Annotated in this window: 20 protein-coding genes; 7 read left to right on the top strand and 13 right to left on the bottom strand. The window is 73.6% G+C overall.

From position 1 onward, the window contains the following. Positions 1 to 10: 10 nt before the first annotated feature. The 5 genes from ACWCSU_RS22170 to ACWCSU_RS22150 are packed head-to-tail and all read right to left on the bottom strand — an operon-like array spanning position 11 to position 5,448. Entirely contained in the window at positions 11 to 970 is a 960-nt protein-coding gene (locus tag ACWCSU_RS22170; protein ID WP_449937125.1) for an aldo/keto reductase, read from the bottom strand. Then, positions 967 to 1,839: a branched-chain amino acid ABC transporter permease gene (locus tag ACWCSU_RS22165; protein ID WP_357707625.1), complete on the bottom strand. Its 873-nt coding sequence runs from the start codon at positions 1,837 to 1,839 to the stop codon at positions 967 to 969. Before ACWCSU_RS22165 ends, ACWCSU_RS22170 begins: the two co-directional genes overlap by 4 nt. Further along, a complete protein-coding gene (locus ACWCSU_RS22160) occupies positions 1,839 to 2,990 on the bottom strand; it encodes an ABC transporter substrate-binding protein (RefSeq protein ID WP_357707623.1) in 1,152 nt (383 codons plus the stop codon). The genes ACWCSU_RS22165 and ACWCSU_RS22160 overlap by 1 nt, the downstream gene beginning before the upstream one ends. After that, positions 2,987 to 4,699: a branched-chain amino acid ABC transporter ATP-binding protein/permease gene (locus ACWCSU_RS22155; protein WP_449937124.1), complete on the bottom strand. Its 1,713-nt coding sequence runs from the start codon at positions 4,697 to 4,699 to the stop codon at positions 2,987 to 2,989. Before ACWCSU_RS22155 ends, ACWCSU_RS22160 begins: the two co-directional genes overlap by 4 nt. Continuing rightward, a complete protein-coding gene (locus ACWCSU_RS22150) occupies positions 4,699 to 5,448 on the bottom strand; it encodes an ABC transporter ATP-binding protein (RefSeq protein WP_449937123.1) in 750 nt (249 codons plus the stop codon). The genes ACWCSU_RS22155 and ACWCSU_RS22150 overlap by 1 nt, the downstream gene beginning before the upstream one ends. 185 nt (positions 5,449 to 5,633) lie before the next feature. Here ACWCSU_RS22150 and ACWCSU_RS22145 point away from each other — a divergent pair, with 185 nt between their 5' ends. Then, a complete protein-coding gene (locus ACWCSU_RS22145) occupies positions 5,634 to 6,983 on the top strand; it encodes an amidohydrolase (RefSeq protein ID WP_449937121.1) in 1,350 nt (449 codons plus the stop codon). A gap of 6 nt (positions 6,984 to 6,989) precedes the next feature. Here ACWCSU_RS22145 and ACWCSU_RS22140 read toward each other — a convergent pair whose 3' ends face one another. Further along, positions 6,990 to 7,826 carry an aldo/keto reductase gene (locus tag ACWCSU_RS22140; protein WP_357707615.1) on the bottom strand — a complete coding sequence of 279 codons (837 nt, stop codon included), beginning with the start codon at positions 7,824 to 7,826 and terminating at the stop codon, positions 6,990 to 6,992. Between the two features lie 136 nt (positions 7,827 to 7,962). Between ACWCSU_RS22140 and ACWCSU_RS22135 the strand changes: the two genes are divergently transcribed. Beyond that, positions 7,963 to 8,790: a metallophosphoesterase family protein gene (locus ACWCSU_RS22135; RefSeq protein ID WP_449937642.1), complete on the top strand. Its 828-nt coding sequence runs from the start codon at positions 7,963 to 7,965 to the stop codon at positions 8,788 to 8,790. A gap of 15 nt (positions 8,791 to 8,805) precedes the next feature. On the opposite strand, the gene ACWCSU_RS22130 is transcribed toward ACWCSU_RS22135, so the two are convergent. The 4 genes from ACWCSU_RS22130 to ACWCSU_RS22115 all read right to left on the bottom strand — a co-directional run bounded on the left by ACWCSU_RS22130 (position 8,806) and on the right by ACWCSU_RS22115 (position 12,441). Further along, positions 8,806 to 9,450: a response regulator gene (locus ACWCSU_RS22130; protein WP_449937120.1), complete on the bottom strand. Its 645-nt coding sequence runs from the start codon at positions 9,448 to 9,450 to the stop codon at positions 8,806 to 8,808. Further along, positions 9,441 to 10,619: a sensor histidine kinase gene (locus ACWCSU_RS22125; RefSeq protein WP_449937119.1), complete on the bottom strand. Its 1,179-nt coding sequence runs from the start codon at positions 10,617 to 10,619 to the stop codon at positions 9,441 to 9,443. The genes ACWCSU_RS22130 and ACWCSU_RS22125 overlap by 10 nt, the downstream gene beginning before the upstream one ends. 116 nt (positions 10,620 to 10,735) lie before the next feature. Further along, complete coding sequence (locus ACWCSU_RS22120; protein ID WP_357707611.1) at positions 10,736 to 11,530, bottom strand: ABC transporter permease; 795 nt, start codon at positions 11,528 to 11,530, stop codon at positions 10,736 to 10,738. Beyond that, positions 11,527 to 12,441 (bottom strand): ABC transporter ATP-binding protein, encoded by a 915-nt coding sequence (locus tag ACWCSU_RS22115; protein ID WP_449937118.1) that lies wholly within the window; start codon positions 12,439 to 12,441, stop codon positions 11,527 to 11,529. The genes ACWCSU_RS22120 and ACWCSU_RS22115 overlap by 4 nt, the downstream gene beginning before the upstream one ends. A gap of 173 nt (positions 12,442 to 12,614) precedes the next feature. Between ACWCSU_RS22115 and ACWCSU_RS22110 the strand changes: the two genes are divergently transcribed. The 4 genes from ACWCSU_RS22110 (at position 12,615) to ACWCSU_RS22095 (ending at position 14,603) form a co-directional block, all read left to right on the top strand. After that, positions 12,615 to 12,791, top strand: coding sequence for a hypothetical protein (locus tag ACWCSU_RS22110; protein WP_357707609.1), 177 nt, complete (start codon positions 12,615 to 12,617; stop codon positions 12,789 to 12,791). A gap of 100 nt (positions 12,792 to 12,891) precedes the next feature. Further along, a complete protein-coding gene (locus tag ACWCSU_RS22105) occupies positions 12,892 to 13,347 on the top strand; it encodes a hypothetical protein (protein ID WP_357707607.1) in 456 nt (151 codons plus the stop codon). A gap of 10 nt (positions 13,348 to 13,357) precedes the next feature. Next, positions 13,358 to 14,020, top strand: a complete 663-nt coding sequence (locus ACWCSU_RS22100) for a glycine-rich domain-containing protein (RefSeq protein ID WP_449937114.1) — start codon at positions 13,358 to 13,360, stop codon at positions 14,018 to 14,020. 7 nt (positions 14,021 to 14,027) lie between these two features. Further along, on the top strand, positions 14,028 to 14,603 hold the full coding sequence (locus tag ACWCSU_RS22095; RefSeq protein ID WP_364103498.1) for a class I SAM-dependent methyltransferase: 576 nt from the start codon (positions 14,028 to 14,030) through the stop codon (positions 14,601 to 14,603). Here ACWCSU_RS22095 and ACWCSU_RS22090 read toward each other — a convergent pair. Further along, positions 14,595 to 15,710, bottom strand: coding sequence for a cupin domain-containing protein (locus tag ACWCSU_RS22090; protein ID WP_449937113.1), 1,116 nt, complete (start codon positions 15,708 to 15,710; stop codon positions 14,595 to 14,597). The two genes, ACWCSU_RS22095 and ACWCSU_RS22090, sit on opposite strands and share 9 nt — an antisense overlap. Before the next feature lie 86 nt (positions 15,711 to 15,796). Continuing rightward, positions 15,797 to 17,245 carry an argininosuccinate synthase gene (argG, locus tag ACWCSU_RS22085; RefSeq protein ID WP_357707601.1) on the bottom strand — a complete coding sequence of 483 codons (1,449 nt, stop codon included), beginning with the start codon at positions 17,243 to 17,245 and terminating at the stop codon, positions 15,797 to 15,799. A gap of 153 nt (positions 17,246 to 17,398) precedes the next feature. Between argG and ACWCSU_RS22080 the strand changes: the two genes are divergently transcribed. Beyond that, positions 17,399 to 18,574, top strand: coding sequence for an acyl-CoA dehydrogenase family protein (locus tag ACWCSU_RS22080; protein ID WP_449937111.1), 1,176 nt, complete (start codon positions 17,399 to 17,401; stop codon positions 18,572 to 18,574). Between the two features lie 30 nt (positions 18,575 to 18,604). On the opposite strand, the gene ACWCSU_RS22075 is transcribed toward ACWCSU_RS22080, so the two are convergent. After that, on the bottom strand, positions 18,605 to 19,297 hold the full coding sequence (locus ACWCSU_RS22075) for a GntR family transcriptional regulator (RefSeq protein ID WP_449937110.1): 693 nt from the start codon (positions 19,295 to 19,297) through the stop codon (positions 18,605 to 18,607). Positions 19,298 to 19,625: the final 328 nt, after the last annotated feature.

The raw sequence follows: 19,625 nt of genomic DNA, 5'->3' as shown, positions 1-19,625 counted from the left end.
GGCGGGGGCGTCAGGGCCCTTCGGGGTCCACCGTGTCGGCGTCGGCCCAGAACGGCGCGGCCAGCTCGCGCAGCCGCGCCGGGCCGACCCGGTCGAGCAGGGCGAGCGCGCCCGCGTTGTCGGCGAGCTGGGCCCTGCTCGTGACGCCGAACAGCACGCTGGCCACCGCCGGATGGGTGAGGCAGAACGCCACGCACACCTGCGCGGGCGTCGCCCCCAGCCCGGCCGCCACCTCGGCCAGCCCGGCGGCGGCCGTCGCCGCCCGCTCGCGCACGCCGCCGGGGTCGGGGAAGACCGGCCGGGCGGGCGTCTCCCTGCCCGCCAGCAGCCCGCCTTCGAGCACGTCGCTGGCCTGCAACGACACGCCCGCGTCGAACACCTCGGAGAACGGCACCCCCTCCGGGATCGAGCGGCGGCACGGGTTGTACTTGAGCTGGGCCAGCTGCGGCCCCGGCGAGCCGAGGTCGCGGGCGTGGTTGCGGATGGTCAGGATCGAGGTGGCCGACCAGTTGTTGACGCCCCAGCAGCCCAGCAGCCCCTCCGCCTCCAGCGCGGCCAGTTCGCGGGCCAGCCGGCGCAGGTCGAGGTCCTCGCGGTGGACGTCGCCGACCACGGCCAGGTCGGCGTGGTCGGTGCCGGCCCGCAGCAGCGCGCGTTCGAGCTGCTCGCGCAGCGGACGTCCGGGGTGGTCGTCGAGCCAGAGCTTGACCGAGAGCAGGTAGTCCTCGCGGGCCAGGCCGGCGGCCCTGACCATGGCCGAGAACAGCACGTCGGTGAAGACCGGCCGCTGTCCCGGCAGGCCGTAGACGCCCACGTCGAACAGGTTGACCCCGATCTCCACGGCGTGCCGCAGCAGCTCGACGGCCGCGCCGAAGTCCATCCGGTCGTAGGTGTGCCAGGACCCCAGGGACAGCACCGACGCCTCGGGGCCGTGCGCGCCGATCTGGCGCTGGGGGACCTTGACGGTCATACGTTCGCCTCCGAGTCCCAGACCTGATGGCGGCTGCGCCACCACAACAACGCCACCATGACCAGGAACGGCAGCACCCCCCGGTACTGCTGGACCGCCTCCAGCGAGGCCGTCACCCCCTCCAGGCAGCCCAGCAGCAGCCCGCCCGCGAGCGTCAGCCACAGGCTGCTGAACGCCCCCACCATGGCCACCGCCAGCGCGGTCGTGACGAGGTTGCCGAGGGTGGAGAAGTCGCCGCCGAGCCGGGGCGCGACCAGGACGATGACCAGCGTGCTGACCGCCCCGATGGCCACCCACACGGCCAGCGCGAGCCGGGGGGCGGGGATGCCGACGACCTGCGCGGTGGCCGGGCGCTCCGACAGCGCCTGGAGCCGCAGCCCCACCCGGGTGCGCCCGAGCAGCAGCCCCACGCCGACGGTGATGAGCACCGCGAACGACAGCGACACCAGCACCGCCTGCGGCACGACCACCTCGCCCACGGTGAAGGCGGGCGCGTCGAAGGGCTGCGGGAAGCGCCGCGCGCCGCTGGTGTTGTTGCCGAACAGCCGCAGCCCGACCGACATCAGCGCGACGAACACCGCCACGGTGACGGCCGCCTTCGTGCGCAGGTCGTGCTCGCCGAACCAGCGCACCAGGCCGAGGCCGAGCAGCGCCGAGACCAGCCCGCCGGCCAGCGCCCCGAGCGGGAGCGCAAGCCAGACGTTCAGACCGGCGTCGGTGAGGGTGACCATGACGAAGGCGCCCATCGCGCCCACCGCCGCCATCGCGAAGTTGACCACGGCGACCAGCCGGTAGGTCAGGACCACGCAGAGCCCGAGCAGCGCGTACACGCCGCCGCTGGTCAGGCCCGCGACCACGGAGTCGAGCATCAGCCGTTCCGCTTCGGGACGATGAAGCCCTCGGGCAGCACCGTCCACTTGCCGTTCTCGGCCTTGACGAAGCGGCTGCCCTCGATGGGGTTGTGCGTCTGGCCGGGGCCGAACACCCAGGGCGTGCCGACCATGGGGTAGGTGATGGGCTGCATCTCCTTGAACGCCTTGGTCACCGACTCCCGGGTGATGTCCCCCTTGATCGTCTTGAGGACCTGGACGAACACGTCGGCCGCCATCACGCCGCCCTGGCTGAACGCGGTCTTCTGGATCTTGTTGTCGTTGACGATCTTCGCCCACCGGTCGTTGCCCGGCAGCGTCTCGTCGGTGTACGGCTGCCACTCGGTGCCCGCCTGGGCGTTCATGCCGGCCGGGATGAGGGCGGCGTTGGCGTCGGTGTAGGCGTTGGCCATGAGGATGAAGTCGACGTCCTGCATGCCCTGGGTCTTGGCCTGGGCGAACCACGGCCCGACCTGGGCGTTGTAGATGACCGCCTGGCAGCCGGCGCCCTTGAGCTTGACCAGGTACGGCGTCGGGTCGCCCTGCCCGACCGAGGTGTCCTTGACCGTCAGCGTCTTGCCGGTGATGTCGCTCCACTCCTTGACGGCCGCGTCGATGCCGCCGCCGCTGCCCGGCAGGACGGTGAAGGCCAGGCACACCTTGTCGCGCTTGAGCGTCTCGGAGGCGTAGTAGAGCATCGCGGTCAGGAGCTTGAACGGGCCGGGGTTGACCGGGGCGATGTTCGGGCTGGTGAAGCAGGCCGGGTCCACGCCGACGGCCGGGATGGAGACGATCTGCGACTTGCTGTAGGTGGCGCGGTTGAGCCCGCAGTCCACGGCGCTGGAGGAGCCGACCAGCGCGACGACCTCCTCGGAGTCGATCAGATCGCGCGCCGCCTCCGTGGAGCGCTGCGGGTTCATCGCGTCGTCCTTGCTGATCAGCTCGATCTTGCGGCCGTTGATCCCGCCGGCCTTGTTGACCTCCTCGAAGACGGCCTTGACCGCCTGCGGCACCTCGGGGGTCTGGAACAGCCCGGTGACGCCGTTGATCGCGCCCACCTTGATGGGGCCGTCGGTGCCCGAGCCGCCGGAACAGGCCGTCAGAGCGGTCAACAGGCCGAGGACGGGCAGAGCCACGAGTACGCGTTTCATGATGTCTCCTCCAAGACGGTCCCGAGGTAGGCGGCCCTGACGGCCGGTGCGTCCAAGACGTCGAGCGTCGGCCCCGAGGCGATCACGTGCCCGAAGTCCAGCACGGTGACCTGGCCGCAGGCGGCTCGTACGAGATCCATGTCGTGCTCCACCAGCAGGATCGACACGCCGAAGCGGGCCGGGACCTGGGCCAGGCGGCGGCCGAGCCGCAGCGACTCGGCGGCGGACTGGCCGGCGGCCGGCTCGTCGAGCAGCGCGACCTTCGGCCTGGCGGCGATCGCGGCGGCCACGTCGAGCAGCCTCCTGGTGCCCGCGTCGAGGATCGAGACCGGCACCTCGCCGGGCGGGCAGCCGAAGAAGCGCAGCACCTCCTCCGTCTCGGCGGCGGGCAGGCGCCGCCCGGCGACGATCGCCAGGTACTCCTCCTGCGTCAGCTCCGAGGCGATGGCGGTGGTCTGGAACGTGCGCCGCAGCCCGCGCCGGGCCCGGACGCTCGGGCTGAGCCGGTCGAGGGGCTGCCCGGCGAGCACGACCGAGCCCTCGTAGCGGGCGGCGAAGCCGGTGACCGCGGAGATCAGCGTGGACTTGCCGGCGCCGTTCGGGCCGATCAGGCCGCAGACGCCGAGCGCGGGCACGGTCAGGTCCACGCCGTCCAGGGCGACGACCTGGCCGAACCGCACGCTCAGCCCGCGCACCTCCAGCACGTTCCCCTCGCCGGCGGCCGGGGGAAGGGGGGCGGGCTCCTCGGCGGGGGCGGCGGCCTCCAGCAGGGGGCGCGCGGCCCGTTCGCGCCTGCGCGCCCGGGTGAAGTCGGTCTGGCTCACCCCGCTGCGCAGGGCGAAGATCGCCATGACGCCGAACAGGATGCCGCCGAGGTCCTGCGGCAGGCGCAGCTTCTCCAGGATCGTGGCCATGACCGCGCCGAAGATGCCGCCCAGGACGGCGCCCTCGGTGTTGTGCGGCCCGATGAGCACGGCGACCGCGAACAGCGCCAGCGACTGCATCATCGCGAAATTTCCGGATACGACGAGGCCGAGCTGCCCCGCCATCAGCCCGCCCCCGATACCGGCGATGAACGCGCTGATGGCGAAGGCCGTGAGCTTGCTGCGCGCCACGGAGATGCCGTGCGCCGCCGCCGCCCGCTCGGAGTGCCGCAACTCCAGCCAGGACCGCCCGATCCTGGTCCGGTTGACCAGCGCGAGCCCGGCGGCGATCAGCACGAACACGGTCATGGCCAGCACGAAGTACGCGGCGTCGGAGGAGAAGGGCCCCGGCCGCACGACGGTCTTCAGCTCGGCCGTGCCGGGGAACTGGTTGGCGTTGAGCACGATGTCGGTGGAGACGGCGAAGCCGAGCGTGACGACGGCGAGGTTGACGCCCCGGATGCGCAGCGCGGGCAGCCCGATCGCGACACCCACCGGCACGGCCGCCAGGCCGCCGAGCACCAGCCACAGCAGGAGGCCGCCGGGCGCGTCGGCCAGGTTCAGCCGCAGCACCACCCAGGCCCCGATCGCCGCGAACGACATCTGGCACAGCGACATGACCCCGGCCCGCCCGACGATCACGCCGTAGCTCTGCATGAGCACGCCGCTGACGACGGCCGCGATCGCCAGGTAGATCCAGTACGGCGGCAACACCCACGGCAGCACCGCGCACGCCGCCACGGCCAGCCCCAGCCCGGGACCCCAGGTTTTCAGCAGCGCGTTCATCAGCTCCCGCCTTCCGTGCCGGCCGCCCGCGCGAGGCCGTCGTCGGTGACGGCGCCGAAGTAGAACTCGTGCAGCCGGTCCTCGGCCCCGCGCAGCTCCTCGCACGGGCCCTCGAAGACGACCCGGCCCTTGCGCAGCACGTACGCGCGGGTGCCGATCTCCAGCGCCAGGTTGGCGAACTGCTCGACGAGCAGCACCCCGATGCCGCGCTCGGCCAGCTCCCGCACCGAGCCCATCAGGCGGCGGACCACGACCGGCGCGAGCCCGAGCGACATCTCGTCGATGAGGACGACCTTGGGCCCGGCGATCAGCGCCCGGCCGATGACGAGCATCTGCTGCTCGCCACCGGACAGGTTGGCGGCCGGCAGCGTGCGCCTGCGGTCCAGCTCGGGGAAGAGGTCGTAGACCATGGCCGGGTCGCCGTCGCCGGAGACCAGCAGGTTCTGCTCCAGCGTGAGGGTGCGGAACACGGTGCGGGCCTGCTCGGCGTACCCGAGTCCGGCCTGGGCGCGGCGGTAGGTGGGCAGGCCGGTCAGCGGCGTGCCGGCGAGCGTGACCGTTCCGGCGGCGGCGGGGGCCAGGCCCGCGATGCCGTCGAGCAGGGTGGTCTTGCCCGCGCCGTTCGCGCCGAGCAGCACGGTGACCGTGCCGGGCGCGACGCCCAGGCTGACCTCGTGCACGACGGGGACCTCTCCCCTGGAGACGCTGACGCCCCGCACGTCGAGGACATCGTCCGCGGGAGCGTTCATCAGCGGCTCCGGCGGCGGTCGCCGGCCGCGTCGGGCGACGGCGCGTGCGCCGGTCCGCGACGGGCTCGATCGATGATGCGCCGTGCCTCGAAAGGTAGAGGCATCGTCACCTCCCGGCACGAAATCGTATCTGATTCCATGTACGTTATGCGGATGGAAATGAGAGTGTCCAGAGCGGAGCGGATATGAAATCTGCGGCTGACAACAGGTCGGCGGATCTGGTCATGACCGGCGGCGTCGTCCACACGATGAACCCGGCCGGCCACCTCGCGTCCGGCATCGCGATCAAGGACGGGCGCATCGTCAGGGTCGGCACTCCACTGCAGGTCCAGGCCATGGTCGGCCCGGGGACGCGGGTCGTCCGCCTGCGCGGCAGATCGGTGCTGCCCGGCATCAACGACACCCACCTGCACGGCGCCTGGCTCGGCCTGCGCTGGCCCGACCTCCTGCTGGACCGCCTGACCGGCGCCGGCGACCTCGTGCCCGACTCCCGATTAGGGAAGGCGGAGGAACGCCGGGCGGCGATCCAGCGCGCCGGCGACCTGCTGGCCTCCCTGGGCATCACCAGTTACACCGAGCCCGGGCTCGGCCCCTGCGAGCACGAAGGCGGCGGGCGGTTCGGCGTCGAGCTCCTGCGCGAGTACGCCGGGATGGCCGCCCGGGGCGAGCTGAAGGCGCGGGTGAGCGCGTTGCTGCTCTTCGCCGAGGTGGGCGGGCGCAGCTCGCTGCCCGACCTGGTCTCCGGGCTGCGCGACCTGACGCCGCCCGCCGAGGTGCCGGGCTGGTTCAAGGTCGCCGGGGTGAAGATCTTCGCCGACGGCATCCCGCCGATGCGCACCGCCTGGAGCGACGAGCCGTACGAGGACGGCACGCACGGCGCCCCGCTGGTCGAGGGCGGCTCGGAGGACGAGCGCGAGACCGCGCTGACCACCATGATCAAGACCGCCGCCGCTGCCGGGCACCAGGTCGCGGTGCACGCCACCGGCAGCCGCGCGACCAGGACCGTCACCCGCGCCCTGGCCGGGGCCCCCGGGCGGCGCCACTACCTCGTCCACGGCGACGTCCTGCATCCGGACACCCTCAAGACGATGGCCGCGGCCGGCATCGGCCTGACCACCCAGCCGGGCATCGCCGCCGCCGCCTCCCCCATGCTCCGCGACGCCCTGGGCCAGGCCGCGCTCGGGCACGCCTGGCCGGTGCGGGACGCGCTGGCCGCCGGCGTACGGCTCAGCCTCAGCTCCGACGCCCCCATGCTCACCCCCGACTGGCGGCACGGCGTGGCGGCGGCCGCGACCCGGTGGGCCGTCGAGGGCGCCCGCGACCAGCGGCTCGCGCTCGACCAGGCGCTGCGCGCCTACACGGTCACCCCGGCCTGGCAGGAGGGCGCGGAGTCGTGGAAGGGCTCGCTGGAGCCGGGCAAGGTCGCCGACCTGTGCGTGCTGGACGACAGCCTGCTCGACGCGCACCCGGCCGACCTGCCCGCGGTGCCGGTCACGATGACGATGGTGGACGGCAGGATCGTCTACGAACGCTGACCCGCGCTACAACTCCACGTGGTGGTCGGGGTCGCCGCCGAGCCGGCTGCCCGCGCCGCCCAGGGCCGAGATGCGCGCCATCTCCTCGGCCGACAGCTCGAAGTCGAAGACCTCCAGGTTGTGGCGCATGCGCCCGGGGTCGGCGGACTTGGGGATCGGCACGGCGCCGAGCTGCACGTGCCAGCGGAGCACGACCTGCGCGGGGGTGCGGTCGTGCGCGGCGGCGACCTCGGTGACGGCCGGGTCGTCGAGCAGCTTGCCGCCGGCTCCGAGCGGGCTCCACGACTCGGTGACGACGCCGTGCCCGGCGTGCCAGGCGAGCAGGTCGGGCTGGGGGAACCCGGGGTGCAGCTCGACCTGGTTGACCGCGGGCCACACGCCGGTGGCCTCGACCACCCGCTCGATCTGCTCCGGGGTGAAGTTGGAGACGCCGATCGAGCGGGCCAGACCCTCCTCGCGCAGCCGGACGAACGCCTTCCAGGTGTCGACGAACAGGCCGTGGCCGGGCAGCGGCCAGTGGATCAGGTAGAGGTCGACGTGGTCGAGGCCGAGGCGGGAGCGGCTCTCCTCGAACCCGCGCAGCGCCAGGTCGTAGCCGTGCTGGGCGCCGCGCAGCTTCGTGGTGACGAACAGCTCCTCGCGCGGCACGCCCGACTCGGCGACGGCCGCGCCCACCCCCTTCTCGTTGCCGTAGCTGGCGGCGGTGTCGATCAGCCGGTAGCCGAGCGAGAGCGCGTGGCCGACGGCCTGGCGGGCCTGGCGGTCGTCCATCGGCCAGGTGCCCAGGCCCAGGCGCGGCATGGGGCGGCCGTCGGAGAGCACGAGGGTCGGCGCGGTCGTCATGGCTGGTCCTCTTCCGGGTGCGGGCAGGTGACGTACCTACCCGCCGGCGACGCGGCCAACCCGGAGGCGTCCGTGCCCCCCGGACGGACGGTCGGCATCGTGGAAGGCCGCACGGCGGCGTACGATCCGAGACGTGATCATCGCTCCCCGTCTGCTCGCCGTCAGCGACCTGCACGTGCACCATCCCGACAACCGCAGGTTCGTCGAGGAGCTGCGCCCAGGGTCGGACGGCGACTGGCTGCTCGTGGCGGGTGACGTCGGCGAGCTGACGACCGACATCGCCTGGGCGCTGCGCCTGCTGGCCGGCCGGTTCGCGAAGGTGGTCTGGGCGCCGGGCAACCACGAGCTGTGGACGCCCGCCCGCGACCCGGTGCAGCTGCGCGGCGAGGAGCGCTACCAGTACCTGGTGGAGCTCTGCCGCGACCTGGGCGTCCTGACGCCCGAGGACCCGTACCCGGTCTGGGAGGGGGCGCGCGGCCCGGTCACGGTGGCGCCGCTGTTCGTCCTGTACGACTACACCTGGCGTCCGGAGGGCGCGACGACCAAGGAGGAGTCCCTGGCGACGGCCTACGAGGCGGGGATCGTCTGCACCGACGAGGTCATGCTCCACCCCGACCCCCACCCCGGCCTGGACGCCTGGTGCGCGGCCAGGGCCGAGCTGACCGAGGCGCGACTGGCCGCCCGGCCGCCGGGGCTGCCGACCGTGCTGGTCAACCACTATCCGCTGGTCCGCGAGCCGACCCGGATCCTGCGCTATCCGGAGTTCGCCCAGTGGTGCGGCACCGAGCGCACCGCCCGCTGGCACCTCGACTACGACGCCGCCGCCGTCGTCTACGGTCACCTGCACATCCCGCGCCTGACCCACCACGACGGCGTGCCGTTCATCGAGGTCTCGCTCGGCTACCCGCGCGAGTGGCAGCCGCGGCCGAACCCTCCGGCGCTGCCCCGCGTGATCGAGGTCTGAGGCCCGGTCTCCGGGTCAGCCCTCCAGGTAGCGCAGGATCGCCAGCACGCGCCTGCTGTAGCCGGTGTCGCGCGGCAGGTCGAGCTTGTCCATGATGGCGTTGACGTGCTTCTCCACCGTGGACGCCGAGACGTGCAGGCGCTCGGCGATGGCCGCGTTGACCAGCCCCTGGGCCAGGTGCGCCAGCACCTCGGACTCGCGCGGGCTCAGCCGGCTCAGCGGGTCGGCGTGACTGGTGCGGGCCAGGAGCTGCCGCACGACCTCGGGGTCGAAGGCCGTGCCGCCGGCGCGTACGCGGTCGAGCGAGCCGAGGAAGTCGGCCACCTCCGAGACCCGGTCCTTCAGCAGGTAGCCGAGCCCTTCGGCGGGCCCGGCCAGCAGGGTGGCGGCGTAATGGGGCTCGACGTACTGGGACAGGACGAGCACGCCCACCTCGGGCCACCGCGCGCGGATCTCCAGGGACGCCCGCAGGCCCTCGTCCTTGTGGCCGGGCGGCATGCGCACGTCGACCACCGCCACGTCGGGCCGCTGATCGGCGACGGCGGCCAGCAGCGCGGACGCGTCGCCCACGGCCGCGACGACCTCGTGCCCGGCCTCGGCCAGCAGCCGGGTCAGGCCCTCGCGCAGCAGCACGGAGTCGTCGGCCAGGATCAGCCGCACGGCGGCTCCTTCGGCAGCGTGGCGACGATCTTCGTGGGCCCGCCGGGCGGGCTGTCCACGGTGAACACGCCGTCGAGCGCCAGGACGCGGCGGGCCAGCCCGGACAGGCCGCCGCCCGCGGGGTCGGCGCCGCCTTCGCCGTCGTCGGAGATCGCCACGCTCACCGTCCGTTCGTCCTCGCTCACGACGACCAGGATGTCACGGGCGCGGGCGTGCTTGACCGCGTTGGTGATCGCCTCCCTGGTCACGAAGTACAGGGCGGTCTCGATCTCCGTGGCGGGCCGGGCCGCCGGCCCGTAGTGGACGGTGACCGGCACGGCGGCGCGTTCGGCCACGCCGGCGAGCGCGGCCTTGAGCCCCAGCTCGTCCAGGGCGGTGGGGTAGATGCGCCAGGCGACGCTGCGCAGCTCGTCCAGGAGGCGGCGGGACTCGGCGTAGGCCTGGTCGACCAGCTCGGCGCTCCTGGCGTGGTCCTGGCCGTGGCCGTGACTGTGCCTGGCCCGGCCGAGCAGCATGGCCAGGGCCACGCCGCGCTGCTGGACGCCGTCGTGCAGGTCGCGTTCGATCCTGCGGCGCTCGTCGTCCACGGCCCGGACGATGCCCGAGCGGGTCGCGGTCAGCTCGGCGATGCGGCGGCGCATGAGCTCCCGGCCGCCGGGGCCGAGGAAGTGGGCGGCCAGCCGGCGTTCCAGGACGCCGACGGCCAGGGCGAGCAGCGCGGTCACCGCCAGCAGGGCCACGCCGCCGGTCAGGCCGAGCATGCCGCCGGTGGTGACGATCTTGACGCCCGGCAGCTCGACGGGGACGGCGTCCGAGCCGCCCCTGATCAGCTCCCACGCGCCGCCCGCGAGCAGCAGGAGGCCGACGAACAGGGCGGTGGCGCAGCCGTACCCGCCGAGCACGCCCAGGGCGGCGCGGGCGGCGAGGTAGGCGTAACCGCCGTCGCGGGTGGGGGCGGGGTGGTCGAACCACCTGGTCAGCCGGAGGCGTTCGAGCGCCAGGAGCCCGGCCACGCCGCGCCTGACCTGCGGGCGCGCCGCCGGGACCAGCGACATGGGCCAGGCCACGCAGAGGAAGGCCAGCTCGACCGCGCCGAGCGCCATGCCCGCCAGCACCCCCACCAGCGCCTTCGCGGCCCTGCTGCCCGCATTCTCCCGCTTGTCCACCACAGGCCCGAAGCCTAGGCGTCCCGGCGTCTTGCCCGGCACAGGCCCGAAACCTACGCGTCCCGGCGTCTTGCCCGGCACAGGCCCGAAGCCAAGGCGTCGTGGCACGGGCCCGCCGCCTACGCGTCGCGGCGGCGCAGGACGGTGTAGCCCGCCGCCAGCGCCGCCGCCGTCCAGGCCAGCAGCCAGGCCAGCCCCTCCCCCGCCGGGTACGGGACGGGCCCGCCGGTCAGGTTGTCCACGCTGCCCATGAACGCCAGCCCGGCGAACGTCGGCATGCGCAGCGAGGCGTCCAGCGCCGCCTGGCTCCCGGTCATCAGCAGCACCAGCGGCAGGCCCAGGAGCAGCATGAACACCACGGTCAGCGTGCCCGCCGCGCTGCGCATCGCGGCCCCGACGCCGAGCGTCATCACCGACACCAGGGCGAAGAACGCGCCCGCGCCCGCCACGTCCCGCACGACCTCGCCGAACGGCAGCACGACGACCCCGCCGAACGCGTCGGCCTGCAGCACCAGGTAGACCGCCGCCGTCGCCACCGCCCCCGACAGCACCCCGGCGGCGAACATCACCGGCGCCACCACCAGCGCCTTGGCGGCCAGCACCAGCCCGCGCACGGGCGTGGCCAGCAGGGTGACCCTGATGCCGCCGGAGGAGTACTCCGCCGTGATCGCCAGCATGGCCAGGGCGACCAGCGCGAACTGCACGAACGACGTGGCCGACACCACGGACTCGCTCGCCGTCACCCGCACGCCGGGAGCCCCGTCGCGCACCGCGTCGGTGGCGGCGGCCGCGGCCAGCGTCACGGCGGTCAGCACCATGAGCGCCGCGGCGCCGGCCAGGCACCACCACGTGGACCGGACCGACCACAACTTCCCCCACTCGGCCCACGCCGCCCGCCACAACGTGCTCGTCACGCGCCCGCTCCCGTCGTCCCGTATTCCACGCTGCTCTCCGTCAGCTCCTGATAGGCCTGCTCCAGGGACGCCTCCCGGGCGCGCAGCCCGTGCAGCCTGATCCCGGCCTCGTGCGCCAGGTCGCCCACCCGCTCGACGGACGCGCCGGTGGCGACGACCTCGTTCTCGGCGACGCGCTCGGCGGCGATCCCGGCGGCGCGCAGGCGTTCGGCCAGCTCCCCGGCGTGCGGGGTGCGTGCCAGCACGGCCGTCAGCGAGCTGCGCCCGATGACCTCGGCCAGGGGCGCGTCGGCGATCAGCCGGCCCTTGCCGATGACCACCAGGTGGTCGGCCGTGAGCTGCATCTCGCTCATCAGGTGGCTGGAGACGAACACCGTGCGGCCCTCGGCGGCCAGCGACCGCATGAGCTGCCGCACCCACCGCACACCGTCGGGGTCGAGCCCGTTGACGGGCTCGTCGAACAGCAGCACCTCCGGGTCGCCGAGCAGCGCGGCGGCGATGCCGAGCCGCTGGTTCATGCCGAGCGAGAGGGCCCCGGCGCGGCGGCCCGCCGCGCCGGCCATGCCGACGCTCTCCAGCACCTCGGCCACCCGCCGCGCGGGGATCCCGTTGCTGCGGGCCAGCGCCGTCAGGTGTGCCCGCCCGCTGCGCCCGGGGTGCGGCGCCCGCGCGTCGAGCAGCGCGCCGACCGTCCGCAGCGGGTTCCTGATCCGGTGGTACGGCAGGCCGCCGATGAGCGCCGTGCCCGCCGAGGGCCGGTCCAGCCCGAGGACGAGCCGCATGGTGGTGGACTTCCCCGCGCCGTTGGGCCCGAGGAACCCGGTCACCGTGCCCGGCCTCAGCTCCAGCGACAGGTCGTCCACGGCCGTCCGGTCGCCGTACCGTTTGGTCAAACCGTCGAGACTGATCACGGGGTCAACGCTAGGCAGGCGGGAAGCGGGCCACCATGGGGCTCGGCCGCCGACCTCGATGGCGGAAAACCGGAACAGACCAGGTGAGGGCGCCGGGCCGGCGGGGCGACCCCGCCCAAACAAGACGGTGCCGTTGCCCCGCGTTGACGTGCGGCTCACTACGGTTGCCGAGCATGACCGAAGACAAGAGCCGGAACCGGCGGCGGATCAGCATCGACGAGGCGGGCCTGGAGAAGCGCAGGTCCGCGATCCAGGCGCTCATGGAGCAGCCGCCGTCACCGGCGTCCGAGCAGGTGGGCGTCTTCGCCGAGGCGAACGCCCCGGGCGCGTCACAGGCCGACCTCGGCTGAGCCCGCCCGGCGCGGCCCCGGGTTCGGCAAAGCGGCGGCGCGGCGCGCCGCCGCTCCCGGGTCCGGGATGTCACGCTCGCCGGGAACGAGGAGCACCGCCATGAGCACAGCCATACAAGGGCCCGAGGCGCATCCTCTCCTGGTCAAGCTGCTCCAGGAGGGTTCCCCGGACACCATGACGTTCTGGGGCTACGTGGGCCCGCCGTACCAGGATGGATTCGTCACGCTGTATCCCAGCCTGGAGGATCTGAACTCGGCCCTCGACATCCCGCTGAGCGACGTCCTGCACATCGAGAACGTGCCCGAGAGCATCCTGCTCTTCGGCGCGAAGGTGTTGTGGGTACGCCGGGACGCCAAGGTCGTCCGCCGGCAGGCCGGCACGGCGGAGGCCTCGCTGACCTCGGAGGTCGCCGAGGACGCCGGGGAGATCCGGACGGGCCGGCTGCACCTGCGGGTCAAGACCGAGCGCGCCGACTGCCACAGCCCCTGCATGACCTGCCGGGACTGCAGCAGCGTGTGCCTCTCGTCCTGCCGCAGGAAGTCGACGCCGGAGTAGGGGAACCGCCATGATCACCGACACCCCGCTCGCCGCGCTCGACCACCAGGCGCCCTACCTCCTCGAACGGCTCGTCAAGGAGCGCGTCGCCGCGACGGAGGAGGAGGCCGATGAGCTGTTCGCCGAGGCGAAGAAGTACCTGGTGCTCACGCAGGTCGACCGGTCGCGGATCTGGATGATGCACTCGACCCGCGTCGACGACGCCTGGCATCACTTCATCCTGTTCACCGGCCTGTACACCGAGTTCTGCCGCACCTACTTCGGCCGGTACGTCCACCACAGCCCGAGCAACGACCCCGGCGTGCGGGACGAGCCCGCCGAGGAGACCCCGGTGGCCACGTTCGCCGAGTTCCGCGACCGCTACAAGGAGCTCTTCGGCTGCCCGCTCCCCGACGTCTGGTACGACCATCGCACCGTCACGCTGACCCGCCGCGTGGTGAACGACAGCGCCGGGCTGCTCACCACCCGCCGCGACGGGAACCAGGTCGAGCTGCTCTCCCCGTCGGGCGAACCGCTGGTGGGCGCCAACATGATCGCCGCACCCGCGCTGGAGTTCGTGGCCCGCACCGGCGCCTTCTACGTGCGGGAGCTGCCCGGCGGCCTGACCGGGGAGGAGCGGGTCGCCCTGGCCGAGGTGCTGGTCGAGCAGCGCGTCCTCAAGGTGAGCGGCTAGCGGCGGCGTGACCTACGCCTCCCTGCGGGCGGGGCGGGGGCCCAACGCGCTCGTCGTCGAGGCGCTGGGCGTGCTCGGCGGCGTCCGCGGTCGTGCGCTGGACATCGGCGCGGGCCCGCTCAACGACACCCGCTTCCTGCTGGAGCTGGGCTTCTCGGTCGAGGCCGTGGACACCGACCCCTGCACCCTCGCGTTGGCCGCGGCCTGGCGGCACCCGCGGCTGCGGGTCGTGCACGCCGACGTCCGTGACGTGCCGGTCGCGGCGGGGGCCTACTCGTTCATGGTCGCGATCCACGTCCTGCCCTTCTTGCCCAGGGCCGACGTCCGCCGGGTGACGGCCGCGATGGCCGGCGGCCTGGCCGCGGGCGGCGTGCTGTGCTGCACGTTCTTCGGTCCCGAGGACGCCTGGGCGGGGCGGCCGGGGCGCACGTTCCTGCGCGCCCCCGAGGCCGGCGCGCTGTTCCCCGGGCTGGAGCCTGTTGTCCTGCGCGAGGACCGCTACGACGGCATCGACGCCAGGGACGAGCCCAAACACTGGCACGTGGTGCGCTGCGTCTTCCGCAGGCCCGCCGGGTCAGCCTGACGTCGCCAGGGTCAGGAACCCCTCCTCGACCAGGCGGCGTACCAGGGCGAGGCCGTCCTCCCCCGGCAGACCGGCCGCCGTGAAGGGCTCGCCGTCCGCCATGCGCAGGAAGGCCGCCTCGTGCCGGGCCGGCAGGCTGAGCCGTTTGCCGTGGAAGGCGAGGACCAGCGTGCCGGCGTCCCGCCTGCTCTCCCAGCGCAGGCCGGGGCGGCATCGGACGGCGGTGCCCGCGTCGAGGCGGGCCAGGCCCGCGAGGTCGAGCAGATGGCCGTCCAGCCGGTCGCCCTCGGCGAGCAACGCCATGTCCACCGCGTCGTCGGCCAGCCTCTCCGGGGTGAGGGCGGTTCCCAGGCGGGCGGTCAGCTCCCGGATGCGCTCGCATACGGCGGCCCGGCCGCCCATCGTACGGGCGAAGCCGAAGGGCAGCGGCTCCTGGAAGGCGGAGTCGGCGGAGACGGCCGCCTCGCACCCGGCCAGCAGCACGTCGGCCCAGGTCAGGGGATGGACGCCGACGCTCAGGTGCAGGGACGCGCCCTGCGCCGAGGCGGCCTCGTGCGGCAGGCCGCGCGGCAGGTAGAGCAGGTCCCCTTCGCCCAGGTCGAACTCGTGGCAGGCGTCCTCGTGGATCCGCCAGCGTTTGGCCCCGGCCACCTGCAGCACGAACACGTCGTGGGAGTCGCGGTGGACGCCGAAACCGCGTGCCCGCGGCGGTGTGAGGTAGGCGTTGACCCGGCACTCCGCGCTGAACTCGCCCGCCAGCCGCCGGCACAGCTCCCGCAGCGGCGGCCACCGTTCGTGGACCGAGGGCAGGATCAGGGTCGAGCCGTCGCGGTAGCGGGCGTAGAGGTCCTCCAGCCCGGCCGCGCCGCCGTCGGCGTGGCCGTCGCGGACCACGCGCACGGCCCCGGCGTGCAGGCCGGAGCCGGACAGCAGCTCGTCGAAGCGGGCCAGCGAGAACAGCTCGCCGTAGTGGCCGGGCGACCGCCTGCGCAGCAGGAGATGCCGCCGCCCCTGGTGGTCCCGCAGGAACTCCTCGCGGGACACCGGGCCGAGCAGCCAGTCGGTGGCGGGCGTGACGTCCGCGCCGTCCCGCTCGTCGATCATCATCTCCGGTGCGTACCCGTGGCGTCCGCGCGCCACGCCCCGGGCCGCGCGGCGGCGGCCCAGGAGGCCCGGAAGGCCCGGGGGCGCGGTCAGTCGGTGCCGAGTTCCATGGCGGCGCGGTCGAGCAGCTCCTCGTCCTCGGAGACCTCGCCGCGCGAGGCGATGGCCTCGGCGCCGCCCTGCGGCATCGCGCCGATGAGGCCGGTCGAGGCCGCCTGGGCGGCGCCGATCAGCGCGGGGTGGGTGGTGCCCACCATGCCGAGCGTGGCGTACTGCTCCAGCTTGGCGCGCGAGTCGGCGATGTCCAGGTTGCGCATGGTGAGCTGGCCGATGCGGTCGACCGGGCCGAACGCGGAGTCCTCGGTGCGCTCCATCGACAGCTTGTCGGGGTGGTAGCTGAAGGCCGGGCCGGTGGTGTCGAGGATCGAGTAGTCCTCGCCGCGCCGCAGCCGCAGGGTGACCTCGCCGGTGATCGCCGTGCCGACCCAGCGCTGCAGCGACTCGCGCAGCATGAGCGCCTGCGGGTCGAGCCAGCGGCCCTCGTACATGAGCCGGCCGAGCCGCCGGCCCTCGTTGTGGTACGTGGCCAGGGTGTCCTCGTTGTGGACGGCGTTGACCAGGCGCTCGTAGGCGGCGTGCAGCAGCGCCATGCCGGGGGCCTCGTAGATGCCGCGGCTCTTGGCCTCGATGATGCGGTTCTCGATCTGGTCGGACATGCCCAGGCCGTGCCGGCCGCCGATCGCGTTGGCCTCCATGACCAGGTCGACCGGGGAGCCGAACTCCTTGCCGTTGATCGTGACCGGGCGGCCCTGGTCGAAGCCGATGGTGACGTCCTCGGGGAGGATCTCGACCTCGGGGTCCCAGAAGCGCACGCCCATGATCGGGTCGACGGTCTCGATGCCGGTGTCGAGGTGTTCGAGGGTCTTGGCCTCGTGGGTGGCGCCCCAGATGTTGGCGTCGGTCGAGTACGCCTTCTCGGTGCTGTCGCGGTAGGGCAGCCCGTGGGCGAGCAGCCACTCCGACATCTCCTTGCGCCCGCCGAGCTCGGTGACGAAGTCGGCGTCGAGCCACGGCTTGTAGATGCGCAGGTGGGGGTTGGCCAGCAGGCCGTAGCGGTAGAACCGCTCGATGTCGTTGCCCTTGAACGTGGAGCCGTCGCCCCAGATCTGCACCTCGTCCTCGAGCATGGCCCGCACCAGCAGGGTGCCGGTGACGGCCCGGCCGAGCGGCGTGGTGTTGAAGTACGCCCGGCCGCCCGAGCGGATGTGGAACGCGCCGCAGGTGAGTGCGGCCAGGCCCTCCTCGACCAGCGCGGCGCGGCAGTCGACCAGGCGTGCGAGCTCGGCCCCGTAGGCCAGCGCGCGGCTGGGCACCGAGGCGATGTCGGGCTCGTCGTACTGGCCGATGTCGGCGGTGTAGGTGCACGGGACGGCGCCCTTGTCGCGCATCCACGCGACGGCCACCGAGGTGTCGAGACCGCCTGAGAAGGCGATGCCGACCCGCTCGCCGGTGGGCAGGGAGGTGAGAACCTTGGACATAGAAGAAGATTATGCATCGCAACGCATGAACATGCAAAGCCACCCCCTCATCCGGGTGCGGGCCGCGATTCCCGGCGGAGGGTGGACAACCGGGCGGGGACGTGATCTGACGGAGTAAGGACCGCTGACGATCACGAACAGGAGCACCGGGACATGAGCGACAAGCCGCGACTGCACTCAGCCGGCCCCCACCACCTGGACCGCGCCCGCGACCTGCGCCCGCTGATCGAGAGCGAGGCGGCCGAGGCCGAGGCGCTGGGCAGGCTCACCGAGCCCGTCGTGACGGCCCTGCACGAGGCGGGGCTGTTCGACGTCTGGCTGCCCGCGCCGCTGGGCGGCGCCGAGCTGTCGCCGCCGGAGCTGCTCGCCGTCTTCGAGGAGCTGTCCTACGCCGACCCCTCGACCGGCTGGGTGGTCATGGCCACCACCCTGGAGAACGGCACGGGCGGCGCCTACCTGGGCGACGAGGCCGTCGAGGACATCTTCCGGGGCCCCCGTACGCCGCTGTTCGCGGGGCAGGGCACCCGGCCGGGCACCGCCGTGCCCGAGGACGGCGGCTTCCGGCTGACCGGCCGGTGGAGCTTCGCCTCGGCCATGCCGCACGCCCGGTACGTGCACAGCCTGGGCGTCGTGGAGGGCACCGGCGAGGAACGCATCTTCATCACCCCGGTCGAGGACGCCAAGCTGCTCGGCAACTGGGACGTCCTGGGCCTGCGCGCCACGGGCAGCGTCGACTACGCCATCGACGGCGCCTTCGTGCCGGAGTCGCGGACGCACCCGTTCGCCCAGCGGGAGCCGCTGCGCGGCGGCGCGATCTACCGGCTCGGCCTGCTGGACCAGGCGCTGATCTGCCACTCCGCCTGGGCGCTCGGCGTCGGCCGCCGCCTGCTGGACGAGCTGGTCCGGCACGTCGCCGCCCGCGCGGGACGGCCGGGACAGCTCGCCGACAGCGACACCTTCCACGCCGGTCTCGCCCGCGCCGAGGCGGCCCACCGGGCGGCCCGCGCCCTGGTCCGCGAGACGTGGGACGACACCGCACGCACCCTGGACGCGGGCGGCCCGCTGTCCACCCGCCAGGAGACGATGGTGCGGCTCGCGCTCAACCACGCCACCTCGACGCTCACCGACGTGGCCGGGTTCGCCTACACCTCGGGCGGCACGACGGCGCTGCGCGACGGCCTGCTCCAGCGCCTGTTCCGGGACGCGCACGCCGGCGCCCAGCACATCACCTCGGGCCCGCAGGCGCTGCGCGAGTGCGGGCGCGAGCTGGCGGGGCTCGCGCCCGGCGAGGAGTGGGCGGTCTTCAGCCTGGAGCCCCGCCGCCCCTGAGGCCCGCCACCAGACGTCAGTGCCGCGAGATCAGTGCTGGCGGGAGACCTGGGCGGTGTGCAGGGCGTCCGCGGTGGCGATCTTGTGGTTGCGGGCCGCCTGCTCGATCACCTCCGCCTCGGCGTCGCCCTCGATCAGGCTCAGCAGACGGTCGTGCTCCTCCACCGACTTGCGCGCCCGCCCCGGCACGTACGTGAAGCTGGAGCGGCGCATGTGGTCGAGCCGGGCCCACTCCGACTCCAGCAGCGCGTTGAGGTGCTCGTCGGGACAGTGGCGGTAGAGCGAGAAGTGGAACTCGCGGTTGAGGGCGGTGAAGGAGGTGGGGTCGAACTCCTCCAGCGCCTCCTTCATCCGCTCGTTGATCTCCCGCGACTCCTGGATCTTGGCCGCGTCCATGTGCGGCGCGCAGATGGCCGTGGCGTAGCCCTCCAGCCGGGCCAGCACGTTGAGGGTGTGCTCGACCTGCACCGAGTCGAAGACGGCGACCCGGGCGCCGATGTTGCGCACGACCTCGACCAGCCCGTCGGACTGCAGCCTGCGCACGGCCTCGCGCAGCGGGATCGTGCTGACGCCGGTCTCCCTGGCGAGCTGGTCCATGACCAGGCGGTAGCCGGGGCCGTACGTGCCGTCGAGGATGCGGGCCCGCAGGAGGTCGTAGCTGATCTCGGCCTTGGAGCCCTTGGGCCGCTTGGCCTGGGCCGGTTTTCTCGTGCTGCTCACCATCACCTCTGCAGGACCTTCACGATGGCGCCGCGCGGGCCCGCGCCCGCCGGCACTCCGACGTGACCGCCCGGAGCCCTCACCGGCCCCGCCCCCGGGGTCACCTCGACGATACGCTGGATGCCCGCTGTCATCCCATCATCTTGCCCGACGACGAGCGCGGACGACGCCTTTCGCGGCCACGCGCGCGCCGGGAAAGCCGCCCCCGTCAGCCCTTCCGGGCGCAGGCGGCGCGCGGGCCCCGCGGCCCGGCCCGCGACGGCCGGGACGCAAGGGTCGGATGGCTGCCTTCCCCCGCGGACGGCCCGTCCGCGCGGCCCGCCGGAGGGAC

Source organism: Nonomuraea sp. NPDC001699, from assembly GCF_053596455.1.
This window is presented reverse-complemented; position numbering and strand designations above follow the sequence as displayed.